This is a genomic window from Cryobacterium sp. 10I5 (assembly GCF_035019865.1).
GTDB lineage: Bacteria > Actinomycetota > Actinomycetes > Actinomycetales > Microbacteriaceae > Cryobacterium > Cryobacterium breve_A.
In genome coordinates this window covers 1-12,576 of the sequence record NZ_JASJVI010000006.1, presented here as the reverse complement: position 1 = coordinate 12,576, position 12,576 = coordinate 1, and the positions used below count along the sequence as shown (strand labels likewise).

The following is a 12,576-nucleotide window of genomic DNA, read 5'->3' as shown; positions in this document are numbered from 1 at the left end:
CCTCCTAGGTGCAGCAGCCTGAGCCGGAATCAGCGTTCGTGCGGTTTGTCCACCCCGGATGGGGGAGGCGCTAGTCGACGGCGCGCTCGATCCCCGCCGCGGCATAGATGGCATCGATCGCCGTCATATTCCCGAGGGAATCGTCCCCCTCCGTGAGGAGCGGTTCACCGCTCGCTAGGCCGCGCACGACCGCATCAAGCTGGTGATCGTAGGTCTCGTTGCCGCGCACCGTGAGCCAGCTCTCGATTCCCCGGTTGACCTCGCGGATGCTGTGGCCGCGGGACGGGAAGACCATGTTGTCGACGTGCACGCTGCCCTCGGTTCCGACGATGTCGAACGAGGTGTTGAGGAGAGTGCCTGCGATCATGCTGGACGAGACCCGGGCGGTGACCCCGGAGGGGAACAACAGCGCGGCATCCATGCTCATATCGGCCCCCAGCGGGTTCAGGGTGGCTACGGCGCTCGTGACGAGGGGTTCCTCACCCGTGAGCGCCCGCACCCAGTGCAGCGGGTAGCAGCCGAGGTCCATCAACGAGCCACCGCCGAGGGCCGGGATGTGCCGGATCGACGTCGGGTCGAAGGGATTGCTGCCCGAGAACTCACCGCGCAGCGATACGAGCTCGCCGAGCCGGCCGGAGGCGACGATGGCGTCGAGCTCGAGGCTGAGCGGGTGATACCGGTCGTGGAACGCCTCGATGAGACGTCGGCCGGTCTCGGCGGCCGCCCGGCGCATCCGCCCGGCCTCGGTGGCGTTCATCGTGAAGGGCTTCTCGCATAGAACGTCCTTGCCGGCCTCGAGCGCTGCAATCGACCACTCGGCGTGCTCGGAGGGCGGCAGCGCGACGTAGACGAGGTCGATCTCCGGGTCCGCCAGGAGTGCGCGGTAGTCGCCGTATGATCGCTCGATGCCGTGTTCCAGTGCGTAGGCGGCGGCAGCGGATGCCCGGCGCGAGGCAACCGCGGCGATCACGACATCGGTGCGTCGCCGCGCCGGCCGGATGATCGCGGCCGGTGCGATGCCTGCGGCACCGAGGATTCCGATCCGGAGCATCAGCGCACCGACCCACGGGCCGCGGCACTGCGACGACTATTTGTTGCGTTTAGGGACATATTCGGGACACTACCATTGAGCAGCGGCCTGCCGCCGCATCTGTCGAAGAAACGAATCGGAGGGTCCCGTGCCTGAACCCGTTTCCCCGGCCGGCCGCCGTCGCCTCGCGGTTCTGGGGTCTCCGATCGGGCACTCGCTGTCGCCAGTGCTCCATGCCACGGCCTACGGCCTGCTCGGCGTCCCGTTCGACTATTCCCGGGCCGAGGTCCGCACGGGGGAGCTGACCGCGTGGCTCGCCGCCCTCGACGACAGCTGGCTCGGACTGAGCCTCACGATGCCGCTCAAACGCGAGGTCCTCCCGCTGCTCGACACGACGTCGCCGCTCGTCGACGAACTCGGCGTCGCGAACACCGTGCTGTTCACCTCCGACACCGACACCGGCCGGCGCCGGGTGCACGGCTTCAACACCGACGTCGACGGCATCGTCCGCACGGTGACGGCGCTGGACCCGGCCTCCTCTGCCGTGATCCTCGGTGGCGGAGCGACGGCAGCCTCGGCGCTCTACGCGGCGCACGTGCTCGGCGCGGCGGAGATCACGGTCTACCTGCGCGATCCCGCCAGGGCCGCCGAGCTGGTGGCGCTCGGAGATCGGCTCGGGGTCCCCGTGCGGCTTCGGCGGCTCGGCGAGCTCGCCGGCGCCGGACCGCTGCCCTTCGTGATCAGTACGCTACCGGGCGGGGTCGCCGATGGCCTCGACCTCCGGCCAGTGGGTGCCGGTTCCATTCTTTTCGACGTCGCATACGACCCCTGGCCGAGCCCGATAGCCGAGGGCTGGGCTGCCGCAGGCGGCGTCGTCTTCAGCGGCCTCGACATGCTCGTCGAGCAGGCGATCAGCCAGGTGCGCATCTTCACCGGCGGGGAACAGGACGAACCCGTGCCCGGTGAGGCGGGCATCCGTGCTGCCATGCGGGCCGCCGTCGGCCTTTCACCCCACCAGGCACCGGCCCAGGAGTTAGCAGGGGGCGAGGCATCGTGACCGGCACGACGGGGCGCCCCGCGGTGCGGTTGCGCTCGATCGTGCTCGGCGAGGGCAGGCCGCAGATCTGCGTTCCGCTCGTCGGGGCGACGATCGCCGAACTCTCGGCGGCCGCGTCCGGGCTCGTCGCAGGCGACTACGACCTCGTCGAACTCCGGATCGACTTCTTCTCCGGCTGGGACACGCCGGCGGCGGTCCGGGACGCGATCGCCGTCGTGCGTGCCGCCCTCCCGGAGGAGGTCCCGGTGATCTTCACGTTCCGCACGAAGCGGGAAGGCGGGCAGCGCGACGTGTCCCCGGAGGCCTACGCCGACCTGATCGGGCTGGCGATCGCCGCCGGCGTCGATGCGATCGACGTCGAACTTTTCACCGAGCGGGCGGTCCTGCTCGGCATCGTGAGCGCGGCCCACGACGCGGGCGCCGTCGTCGTGATGTCCTCGCACGACTTCGAATCCACACCGCCGCGGGCCGAGATCCTGGCGCGTCTGGCGGAGCAGCAGGAACTCGGGGCGGATGTGCTCAAGCTCGCGGTGATGCCGTCGAACCCGCGCGATGTTCTCACCCTGATGGACGCGACCGCGGAGTTCGTCGCGGAGCAGGCCCGGTGCCCGGTGATCACGATGTCCATGGGCGGACTGGGAGTGGTGTCGAGGCTGGCCGGGGAGACCTTCGGTTCCTGTGTCACGTTCGGTTCCGTCGGAGCCCCGAGCGCACCGGGTCAGATCGAGGCTCGCGAGTTACGGGCCGTCCTGGACCTGGTGCACGCAGCCCGGTGACCGGGCCGGCTGATCCCCGCTAGATCGCCGTGTCGTCGAGCTCGAGAGTCGATTCGCGTTCGCGGAAGATGTTCAGCTGGCGACGCCGGTACTCGGCGAACACGCTGCCCACCTCCGACGGTGCCAGGGGCTGGGCGTTCCCGGTCTCGTCGGCATGCTTCAGATGCTCGGTGTATTCGACGTTCTCGTGTTCGGACTTCTGTGGCAGGTCGGAGGATTCGTGGTTCATGGGGATACCCAATTCTTTCTCTGGGGTGAGTGTGGGGGAGCTGCGGCGGCGAGCAAACCAGGGACAACCGGCAGTGGTGCCAGGCGTTCCTCGTGAGCGCTCTCAGCGCGTGGTGGGGGCCGATGGGCGGCGCAGCGGATGATGTCGCGAACGGACGTGAGGCAAAGCCTGAAGTCGTTCCCGCATCAATGGTCCTTCCGTGATGAAGCGGTTTCTCGAGTGCGGCAGTACGGCGGGTAACCGAACGGCCGACGGGGATCCTGAAGCACTTCATCGGGCGGAGGAGCTTTGGAGGAACGTTATGTGATTCCCTCCGCGATGTCAACGGCCGGATATCGGCGATCCATGAGATATTCCTGAGTACCGCGAAGTTTCAGGCGAGGTCACCGTCGTGCGGGAATAGGAAACCCCCGATCGCGGTTGGGTACGATATCCATGCAAATGCATTGAAAAACTGCCCGAGAAAATGCAGTGAACACTCAGAGAGGCTGACCATGCAGTTCGGAATCTTTTCGGTCGGAGACCTGACAACCGACCCGACCACCGGCCGTACCCCGACCGAGCAGGAGCGCATCAAGGCGATCCTGACGATCGCCCAGAAGGTCGAGGAAGTCGGCCTCGACGTCTTCGCACTCGGTGAGCACCACAACCCGCCCTTCGTGCCCTCGAGCCCGACCACCATGCTCGGCTACATCGCGGCCAAGACCGAGCGCATCATCCTCTCCACGGCGACGACCCTGATCACGACGAGTGACCCGGTCAAGATCGCCGAAGACTTCGCCATGCTGCAGCACGTCGCCGACGGCCGGGTCGACCTCACCCTCGGCCGCGGCAACACCGGCCCGGTCTACCCGTGGTTCGGCCAGGACATCCGCCAGGGCATTCCGCTCGCGCTCGAGAACTACGCGCTCCTGCGCCGGCTCTGGACCGAGGAATTCGTGGACTGGGAGGGCCAGTTCCGCACCCCGCTACAGGGCTTCCAGTCGACGCCCCGCCCCCTCGACGGGGTCGCGCCGTTCGTCTGGCACGGCAGCATCCGCACCCCCGAGATCGCCGAGCAGGCCGCGTTCTACGGCGACGGGTTCTTCGCCAACCACATCTTCTGGCCGGCCTCGCACACGGCGAAGATGGTCGGCTTCTACCGCCAGCGCTTCGAGCACTACGGCCACGGCACCGCAGAGCAGGCGATCGTCGGACTCGGCGGCCAGGTCTTCATGAGCAAGAACTCGCAGGACGCCGTGAAGCAGTTCCGCCCGTACTTCGACAACGCTCCCGTCTACGGCCATGGCCCGAGCCTCGAGGAGTTCACCTCGCAGACGCCGCTCACCGTCGGCAGCCCGCAGGAAGTCATCGACCGCACCCTCGAGTTCCGGGACTATGTGGGCGACTACCAGCGCCAGCTGTTCCTGATGGACCACGCCGGACTCCCGCTCAAGACCGTGCTCGAGCAGCTCGATCTGCTCGGTGAAGAGGTCGTGCCCGTGCTGCGCCGCGAGTTCGCGAAGAACCGCCCGGCCACGGTACCGGATGCCCCCACCCACGCGTCGCTGGTCGCTGCGGCTGCCGCAGCTGCCACGGCACCCGTCGGCTCTCCGATCACGGTGGCCTGACCATGACCGAACGCACCCGTACCATCGCCGTCGTCACCGCGGGCCTCAGCCAGCCGTCCTCCACGAGGATGCTCGCCGACCGTCTCGCGGAGGCGACCTCCGCCCGCCTGACCGAGAAGGGCATCCCCACCGAGGTCAGGATCTTCGAACTGCGCGATGTCGCCCTCGACGTGATGAACAACATGCTCACCGGGTTCCCGAGCCCGAAGCTCGACGCGGTGATCGAAGCCGTGACCGGTGCGGATGGACTCATCGCGGTCACGCCGATCTTCACGACCAGCGCGAGCGGACTGTTCAAATCGTTCTTCGACGTCATCGACAACCGTTCGCTGACCGACATGCCCACGGTCATCGCGGCGACGGCGGGCACCGCGCGCCATTCCCTGGCCCTCGACTACGCCATCCGCCCGATGTTCACCTACCTGCACGCCGTCGTCGCCACCACCGCGGTGTTCGCGGCTGCGGAGGACTGGGGAAGCGGCGCGGACACGGTCAAGACGCTGCCCGACCGCATCGACAGGGCGGCCGGGGAGCTTGCGGCGCTCATCGCCGCCTCCGACCGCTCCAGCTCCGTGCGCGACCCGTTCACGATCGACGCATCCTTCAGCCCGACCGGTGGCTTCCAGCCCTCGATCTGACCCGTTCCCTGCGAGAATGGGGGAATGCCCGCACCCACCGCTCTCCCCGCTGACCCCGAGCTGCTCGCGCAACTCCTGCTCGCCCGTCGCGCCACCGCATTCTTCGCGCACGAGCTCAACGGGCTGTCGAACGTTGACCTCGACGGGGATTCGCTGCTGCCCGGCTGGAGCCGTCGTCACGTGGTCGCGCACGTCGCGTACAACGCGAGGGGCATGGTCCGGCTCGTGACCTGGGCGCGCACCGACGTCGAAACGCCGATGTACGCCTCGAACGAGGCCCGCGACAGCGACATCGCCGCCGGGGCGGAGCTCGACCGCGATGCCCTGCGAACCCTGTTCGACGTCGCGACCATCCAGCTGGACGCCGCGTGGCGCCGGCTCACGCCCGAGACGTGGAGCCACCCGGTCCGGACTCCGAGCGGCCGCGAGATTCCCGTGTCCGAGACCGTGTGGATGCGCAACCAGGAACTCTGGGTGCACACGGTCGACCTCGCGACCGGCGCCGCCTTCGACGACGTGCCGGTCGAGGTGCTCGACCGGCTGCTCGCCGAGATCACCTCGGCGTGGGCTGCGCGGGGCGACGGGGGAGATCTTGTGCTCTCGGTCACCGGAGCCCAGCCCGAGCGCAGGTTCGGCGACCTCCGTTCCGAGCATCCCGTCGTCGTGTCCGGCAGCGTCGCTGGCCTCGTGAAGTGGGCGACCGGGCGGGGCGGTTCGGACGTGACCTCGAGCACCGGGACTCCGGCCGACCCGCCGCGGTGGCTCTGAGCCGCCTGAACGCCCGCGTCGCGTGGGAGACTGGGAGCCGAAGCAACGGGGGCAGAGTGTGGACGATCCGCGCGCGAACATGCAGGACAACCGACTGATCGCCCTCGGCGCACCGCGCGCGGACTGGACGAAGACACCCGGGCGTTCGCTGGGATTCTGGATCACCCTCGCCGGCTTCGCCCTCGCGCTCGTGGTCCCGTTCTGGGGAGTCATCGCCGTCTTCGTCGGGTTCGCGTACTCGCTGCGCGCCGTCAGGGTCATGCCCGCAGGCGTCCACGGCCGTAGCCTGGTCCTGTGCGCCCTCGGCATCGCGGCAGTGACCGTCGTCGTCGTCGTGGCCCGCGGCATCCTCGGGATCTGACTCCGTTCGCCGACCGCGTAACCGGACGTTTCCCAGCCTGGGGCGGGAATGAAACGAACGGCCCGACGTTGAGTTGAGTCAACAGCACTCAAGTTTGAACATCAGGAGGTCTCGTGCCTACATTCTTCGGCCCCGCCGATTCCGGCAACGGTTCGTTCGACGAGTTCATCGCCCGTTACCTGCAGGGCCAGCAGGGCGCAGCACCGGCAGGACGACCGATCGACATCACCCGGCTGCTCAGCCGCCGCACCCATGAGGTGCTCGCCGAGGCCGCCCAGTACGCCGTCGACCACGGGCACTCCCACGTCGACGTCCTGCACATCCTCCGGGTCCTCGTCCTGCGCGAACCCGCCGCCCAAGCGATCCGGAATGCCGGCGCAGACCCCGCTGCCCTCGCCCTGGCCGCCGAGCAGCGCCTGCCGGAACGTTCCGACCCGACCGGGGACGCGACGCCAGGCCTCACCCCGTCTGCCCAGCGCGCCCTCCTCGACGCGCACCAGATCGCGCGCGCCTTCGGGTCGACGTACATCGACCCCGAGCATCTCTTCTTCGCCTTCGTGGTGAACGAGGACTCCCCGGCCGGCCAGATTCTCGCCTCGGCTGGCATCACCCAGGAATCCCTGCAGGCGGGCGCGCGCGAGCCGCAGTCGGATGCAGCGGGCGGGGCCCCTGGCCAGGCATCAGCCCAGGCCTCCGCGTCCGAGACGCCCACGCTCGACACCTACGGCACCGACCTCACGGCCCTGGCCCGCGACGGGAAGCTCGACCCCGTGATCGGCCGTGCAGACGAGATCGAGCAGACGATCGAGATCCTCTCCCGGCGCACCAAGAACAACCCGGTGCTGATCGGCGAGGCGGGCGTCGGCAAGACCGCCGTCGTCGAGGGACTGGCGCAGGCCATCGTCGCGGGAACGGTGCCGGAGCAACTGCGCGGCAAGCGCGTCGTGGCACTCGACCTCGCGGCGATGGTCGCAGGAACCCGGTACCGCGGCGACTTCGAAGAACGCCTCGGCAAGGCCATGGACGAGATCAGCGCCCACAGCGGCGAGCTCGTGATCTTCATCGATGAGCTCCACACCGTCGTCGGCGCCGGCGGATCCGACGACGGCGGCATGGACGCCGGGAACATCCTCAAGCCCAGGCTCGCGCGCGGCGAACTGCACGTGATCGGTGCCACGACGCTCAAGGAATACCGCAAGGTCGAGAAGGACCCGGCCCTCGAACGCCGTTTCCAGACCGTGCGGGTCGGTGAGCCGAGCATCGACGACGCGGTCAGCATCCTCGCGGGGCTGCGCGGCCGTTACGAAGAGCACCACGGCGTGCGCTACACCGACGAGGCGCTGCGTGCCGCCGTCGAGCTCTCCGCCCGGTACGTGCCAGACCACTTCCTGCCGGACAAGGCCATCGACCTGATCGACCAGGCCGGCGCCCGGCTGCGCCTGACCCTCGGCTCACTGCCCGACCGTGACGCCCTCGAGGCCCTGCGTGCGCGCGTGGTGACACTCGAGGAGGCCAAGAGCGCGGCCGTCCTCACCGAGCAGTACGAAGAGGCCTCCCGGCTGCGCGACGAAATCGAGGCGGTGCAGTCGCAGCTGGCGCGCGAGGACGACCCCACGCAGGCGCTGGCGGTGGAGGCCGTCGTCGGAGAGGCCGAGATCGCCGGCGTCATCGCCCGCGCGACCGGCATCCCCGTCGCGCGCCTCACCGCGGACGACCGGTCCCGCCTCGGCCTGCTCGAGGCCGAGCTGCACGGGCGCGTCGTCGGCCAGGACGACGCCGTCGAGCTCATCGCCAAGGCGGTACGCCGCAACCGCACCGGGATGAACGATGCGGGCCGGCCGGTGGGGAGCTTCCTGTTCCTCGGGCCGACGGGCGTCGGCAAGACCGAACTCGCGAAGGCACTCGCCGAATCCCTGTTCGGCGACGAACACGCGATGGTGCGCTTCGACATGAGCGAGTTCGGCGAACGCCACACCGTGAGCCGGCTCGTCGGGTCCCCTCCCGGCTACGTCGGCTACGACGAGGCCGGGCAGCTGACCGAGCGCGTGCGCAGGAACCCGTACTCGGTGATCCTGCTCGACGAGATCGAGAAGGCCCACCCCGACGTGTTCAACCTGCTGTTGCAGGTGCTCGACGACGGACGCCTGACCGACGGCCAGGGTCGCACCGTCGACTTCCGGAACACGGTCATCATCATGACCTCCAACCTCGGCTCCGAGTTCCTCGCCAGCCGGAGCGGCGCCCTCGGCTTCACCGCCCAGATCGACGGCGGGGCCGACAACGGCTTCGGCTCGGAGAAGGCTCTCCGCGACCGGGTGATGGGCAAGCTCCGCGAGGCCATGCGCCCGGAATTCCTGAACCGGCTCGACGAGATCGTGCTGTTCCGCAAGCTCGAGGCTCCGCAACTGCACGACATCGTGCAGATGCTGCTCGGCGGGACGCGCACCCGGCTCGCCGCCCAGGGCTTCGGCCTCACGGTGACCGAGGAGGCGATCGACTGGATCGCCACGCGGGGATACGAACCCGAGTACGGCGCCCGGCCGCTCCGCAGGGTGATCCAGCGTGAGCTCGACGACAGAATCGCAGACCTGCTCGTCGGCTCCGACCTGCTGGCGAGCACGGGTGTCGAGGTCTCGGTTTCGGAGGGCGCCCTCGTCGTCGCCGCCGCGGCATCCGCGCCGGGGCAGACCCTGCCCATCGCGGCCTAGGGAGTCGCAGCAAGGACTCGCCGCCAGACTGTTTCAGCTCCTGGCGGCGGTCCCTGCGGCGATCTCGGCGGCGATCTCGGTGTCGGAGCGGGCATTGAACACGCCCCACATGATGTGCGTCGGACCGCTGCCGTCGCTACCGGGGGCGGCAGCTCGGGCTGTCCACCGGTTGACGAGGGCGGCACGGCCGAGGTCCTCGAGGGAATCGGTGATCCTGATCTTCCTGAGCTTTCCTGCCACGACGCTCCCGTCCTCGGCGAGCCGCCAATGGCGATCGCTCGCGAGCACGCGTCCGATCTCTTCCTCGGTGAGCCAGCGCGAAAAACTGCGACCGGGCGGGTCGATGTCGGTGAGTTTCATGCTCGAAACTGTACCCAGCTTTCCGGGCGCCTGATTGAGAACCTGGACTGGTCAATCACAGCAATGACGACTGTTGGACAGATCAGTGCTCGCGGAGGAGGCTGAAGTCATGGAATACACACACCTCGGTCGTTCTGGTCTGTCCGTCTCCCGCCTGTGCCTCGGCACCATGAACTTCGGGCCGCTCACACCGGAACCGGAGGCGCACTCGATCATGGACTCGGCGCTCGCCTCGGGGATCAACTACTTCGACACGGCGAACGTCTACGGTGGCGGCCTCGGGCCAGGGGCCACCGAGTCCCTCGTCGGCCGGTGGTTCGCGGGCGGCGGCGAGCGCAGGGAGCGAACCGTGCTCGCCACCAAGCTCTACGGGACGACCTCGGATTGGCCGAACAACGGCCGGCTCTCGGCCCTCAACATCCGCCGTGCCCTCGACGCGAGCCTCCGCCGGTTGCAGACGGACTACATCGACGTCTACCAGTTCCACCACATCGACAGGGAAACTCCCTGGGACGAGATCTGGCAGGCCATGGAGACCGCCGTCGCTCAGGGCAAGATCCTCTACGCCGGCAGCAGCAACTTCGCCGGGTGGCACATCGCGACGGCCCAGGCGGAAGCGCGGCGCCGCAATTACACCGGTCTCGTGAGTGAACAGTCGATCTACAACCTCCTCACCAGGGACCTCGAGCTCGAAGTGCTCCCGGCGGCGCGCGCGAACGGGCTCGGCGTGATCGCCTGGTCCCCGTTGCAGGGCGGTCTTCTCGGGGGAGTGCTCGGCAAGGAGCGCGACGGGAAACGGCGCCTCGAGGGCCGATCCGCCGAGACGCTCGCCGCGCACCGACCGGCCATCCAGGCCTTCGAGGACTTCGCCGCAGAGCTGGGACACGAGCCGGGAGACGTGGCGCTGGCGTGGCTCCTGCACCAGCCGGGAGTGACGGCGCCGATCATCGGGCCGCGGACCCAGGCCCAGCTCGACGACGGTCTCCGGGCTCTCGACGTCACCCTCGACGCTGCGGCGCTGGCCCGGCTCGATGAGATCTTCCCCGGGCACAAGCCCGCCCCGGAGGATTACGCCTGGTGAACAGGCACGAACCGGCTCCTGAACCGGATTCTGAACGGAATTCCCACACGAATACTCCAGCCACCGATAGCACCGTCAACCGCTCGAAGAAGGAAACCATGACGACCCGAACACTGCCGACCCGAATGATCGCCGACCGCGCCGTGAGCACGATCGGACTCGGCGGAATGCCGATGTCGATCGAAGGACGACCGGATGCGGCCAGGTCCGTCGCGACCATCCACGCCGCCCTCGACGAGGGCGTGACCCTGTTCGACACCGCTGACGCGTACCACCTGCACGCCGACGAGGTCGGCCACAACGAAACCCTCATCGCCGGAGCGATCGCGTCCTGGGGCGGGGACACGAGCGACGTACTCGTCGCCACGAAGGGCGGGCACCTGCGCCCCGGAGACGGCACCTGGTATGTCGACGGCCGCCCGGAGTACCTCAAGAAGGCCGCGGAGGCGTCGCTCGCGCGACTCGGCGGCGAGGCGATCGGCCTCTACCAGTTCCACCGGCCGGACCCGGCGGTGCCGTACGCCGATTCCATCGGGGCGCTCGTTGAGCTGCTCGACGCCGGCACGATCCGCCTCGCCGGCATCTCGAACGCGAACGTCGATCAGATCCGGCTCGCGAGGGAGCTCCTCGGCGGACGCCTCGCGAGCGTGCAGAACCAGTTTTCTCCCGCGTTCCGCAGCAGCGAACCGGAGCTCGAGCTCTGCACCGAACTCGGAATCGCCTTTATCCCGTGGAGCCCGCTCGGCGGGATCTCCTCCGCGTCCCGCCTCGGCGAACGCTTTGCGCCGTTCCAGCAGGTAGCGGCCGACCGCGGCGTCAGCCCGCAGGTCGTCTGCCTGGCCTGGCACCTCGCGAAGTCCCCTGTGGTCATCCCGATCCCCGGAGCCTCCCGGCCGGAGAGCATCCGGGATTCGGTTCAGGCTACCGGACTCCTGCTCACGCCTGAGGAACTGGCGCTGCTGGGCTGATCCCGGCGAGCCGGGTGAGGAAGGCCGTGGCGGCCGGGCTGGGCTCGTACGCCACGGCGACGGCGACGGTCCAGGGCGGCATCGGATCCTCGATCTGAATGGATCGCAGGAGGTCGGGACGCTTCGCCGCGAAGCTCTCCGGCACGATCGCGACACCGAGGTTGTAGCCGACGAGGTCGAGCAGCGGATGCACGTCGTTGACCTCGAGGGCGGCCCGATAGTCGAACCCGGCGGCCGCGAAACCGCGCCGGGCGAGGGTGTGCGCGCCCCAACCGGCGGGGAAGCCGACGAGGGACTCGGCGTGCAGGGACGCCAGGTCCACTGAGCCCCTGGACGCGAACGGGTGATCGGGATGGCACAGCACGACGAGCTTCTGGGTGCTGAGCGGACTGAGCCGGATACCGGCAGGCGGGTCGCCCGCCGAGACGATGAGGGCGACGTCGGTGCGGCCGCTCGCGACACCCTCGATGAGCTCGAGAGACCCGGCGTGCCGCAGACGTACGTCGACTCCGGGATGCGTCGTCCGGAAGCGGGCGAGCTCTCCGGGAAGGTCGACCGAACCCAGGCACGGCTCTGCGCCGACCGTCAGTCGACCGAGCATGAGGCCGCGCACGGCCGCAACCGCGTTCTGGGCGGCGGTGGCACTCGCGAGCGTCCGGAGTGCCTCGACCAGGAAGGCCTGGCCGGCGACCGAGAGTTCGACGCTGCGGGTGCTGCGGATGAAGAGTGAGGTCCCGAGCTCGCTTTCGAGCGCCCGAACGGATGCCGACAGTCCGGACTGCGAAATCTGCAGGATGTCGGCGGCCCGGGTGAAGTGGCGTTCCTCGGCGACGATCACAAAATGTTCGAGTTGGCGAAGTTCCATTCAGCAAGGCTAGTGCGTGAATCGATGCCATTCACAGCCAGGACGAATGGATCCGCCGCCTCGTCTTTTCGCGGTCAGGGGTCGATACTGGTCCCGAAGCGCGCCCCCCCCAGCGGGGGCCCCCC

13 protein-coding genes are annotated in these 12,576 nt (G+C 68.8%); 9 read left to right on the top strand and 4 right to left on the bottom strand.

The annotated features are described in order from the left end of the window. Window positions 1-70 precede the first annotated feature (70 nt). Entirely contained in the window at window positions 71-1,051 is a 981-nt protein-coding gene (locus QN350_RS03485; RefSeq protein WP_322139529.1) for a Gfo/Idh/MocA family oxidoreductase, read from the bottom strand. Window positions 1,052-1,178: 127 nt separating this feature from the next. Between QN350_RS03485 and QN350_RS03480 the strand changes: the two genes are divergently transcribed. Together QN350_RS03480 and aroD are read left to right on the top strand one after the other, a co-directional pair. Next, the gene (locus tag QN350_RS03480) at window positions 1,179-2,087 is read left to right on the top strand and encodes a shikimate dehydrogenase (protein WP_322139530.1); all 909 of its coding nucleotides are present in this window, start codon (window positions 1,179-1,181) and stop codon (window positions 2,085-2,087) included. Then, window positions 2,084-2,863: a type I 3-dehydroquinate dehydratase gene (gene aroD, locus QN350_RS03475; RefSeq protein ID WP_322139531.1), complete on the top strand. Its 780-nt coding sequence runs from the start codon at window positions 2,084-2,086 to the stop codon at window positions 2,861-2,863. The genes QN350_RS03480 and aroD overlap by 4 nt, the downstream gene beginning before the upstream one ends. Before the next feature lie 19 nt (window positions 2,864-2,882). Here the strand turns inward: aroD and QN350_RS03470 are convergent, their stop codons facing one another. Next, the gene (locus tag QN350_RS03470; protein WP_281534618.1) at window positions 2,883-3,092 is read right to left on the bottom strand and encodes a hypothetical protein; all 210 of its coding nucleotides are present in this window, start codon (window positions 3,090-3,092) and stop codon (window positions 2,883-2,885) included. Window positions 3,093-3,586: 494 nt separating this feature from the next. Between QN350_RS03470 and QN350_RS03465 the strand changes: the two genes are divergently transcribed. The 5 genes from QN350_RS03465 (at window position 3,587) to QN350_RS03445 (ending at window position 9,177) form a co-directional block, all read left to right on the top strand. After that, complete coding sequence (locus QN350_RS03465; RefSeq protein WP_322139532.1) at window positions 3,587-4,702, top strand: LLM class flavin-dependent oxidoreductase; 1,116 nt, start codon at window positions 3,587-3,589, stop codon at window positions 4,700-4,702. Window positions 4,703-4,704: 2 nt separating this feature from the next. Continuing rightward, a complete protein-coding gene (locus QN350_RS03460) occupies window positions 4,705-5,340 on the top strand; it encodes an FMN reductase (RefSeq protein ID WP_322139533.1) in 636 nt (211 codons plus the stop codon). A 24-nt stretch (window positions 5,341-5,364) separates the two neighbouring features. Beyond that, on the top strand, window positions 5,365-6,108 hold the full coding sequence (locus QN350_RS03455) for a maleylpyruvate isomerase family mycothiol-dependent enzyme (protein ID WP_322139534.1): 744 nt from the start codon (window positions 5,365-5,367) through the stop codon (window positions 6,106-6,108). Between the two features lie 58 nt (window positions 6,109-6,166). Further along, complete coding sequence (locus QN350_RS03450) at window positions 6,167-6,469, top strand: hypothetical protein (RefSeq protein WP_322139535.1); 303 nt, start codon at window positions 6,167-6,169, stop codon at window positions 6,467-6,469. Between the two features lie 113 nt (window positions 6,470-6,582). After that, complete coding sequence (locus QN350_RS03445) at window positions 6,583-9,177, top strand: ATP-dependent Clp protease ATP-binding subunit (RefSeq protein WP_322139536.1); 2,595 nt, start codon at window positions 6,583-6,585, stop codon at window positions 9,175-9,177. A 33-nt stretch (window positions 9,178-9,210) separates the two neighbouring features. On the opposite strand, the gene QN350_RS03440 is transcribed toward QN350_RS03445, so the two are convergent. Continuing rightward, a complete protein-coding gene (locus QN350_RS03440; RefSeq protein ID WP_322139537.1) occupies window positions 9,211-9,537 on the bottom strand; it encodes a hypothetical protein in 327 nt (108 codons plus the stop codon). A gap of 109 nt (window positions 9,538-9,646) precedes the next feature. Here QN350_RS03440 and QN350_RS03435 point away from each other — a divergent pair, with 109 nt between their 5' ends. Beyond that, complete coding sequence (locus QN350_RS03435; RefSeq protein WP_322139538.1) at window positions 9,647-10,618, top strand: aldo/keto reductase; 972 nt, start codon at window positions 9,647-9,649, stop codon at window positions 10,616-10,618. A gap of 98 nt (window positions 10,619-10,716) precedes the next feature. Continuing rightward, entirely contained in the window at window positions 10,717-11,586 is an 870-nt protein-coding gene (locus QN350_RS03430) for an aldo/keto reductase (protein ID WP_323515793.1), read from the top strand. Here QN350_RS03430 and QN350_RS03425 read toward each other — a convergent pair. Next, the gene (locus QN350_RS03425) at window positions 11,555-12,451 is read right to left on the bottom strand and encodes a LysR family transcriptional regulator (protein WP_322139540.1); all 897 of its coding nucleotides are present in this window, start codon (window positions 12,449-12,451) and stop codon (window positions 11,555-11,557) included. The two genes, QN350_RS03430 and QN350_RS03425, sit on opposite strands and share 32 nt — an antisense overlap. Window positions 12,452-12,576: the final 125 nt, after the last annotated feature.

Coding starts and splice junctions, on each gene's coding strand:
- QN350_RS03485 (WP_322139529.1), bottom strand. CDS start 1,051: ATGCTCCGGATCGGAATCCTCGGTGCCGCAGGCATCGCACCGGCCGCG.
- QN350_RS03470 (WP_281534618.1), bottom strand. CDS start 3,092: ATGAACCACGAATCCTCCGACCTGCCACAGAAGTCCGAACACGAGAAC.
- QN350_RS03465 (WP_322139532.1), top strand. CDS start 3,587: ATGCAGTTCGGAATCTTTTCGGTCGGAGACCTGACAACCGACCCGACC.
- QN350_RS03460 (WP_322139533.1), top strand. CDS start 4,705: ATGACCGAACGCACCCGTACCATCGCCGTCGTCACCGCGGGCCTCAGC.
- QN350_RS03455 (WP_322139534.1), top strand. CDS start 5,365: ATGCCCGCACCCACCGCTCTCCCCGCTGACCCCGAGCTGCTCGCGCAA.
- QN350_RS03440 (WP_322139537.1), bottom strand. CDS start 9,537: ATGAAACTCACCGACATCGACCCGCCCGGTCGCAGTTTTTCGCGCTGG.
- QN350_RS03435 (WP_322139538.1), top strand. CDS start 9,647: ATGGAATACACACACCTCGGTCGTTCTGGTCTGTCCGTCTCCCGCCTG.
- QN350_RS03430 (WP_323515793.1), top strand. CDS start 10,717: ATGACGACCCGAACACTGCCGACCCGAATGATCGCCGACCGCGCCGTG.
- QN350_RS03425 (WP_322139540.1), bottom strand. CDS start 12,451: ATGGAACTTCGCCAACTCGAACATTTTGTGATCGTCGCCGAGGAACGC.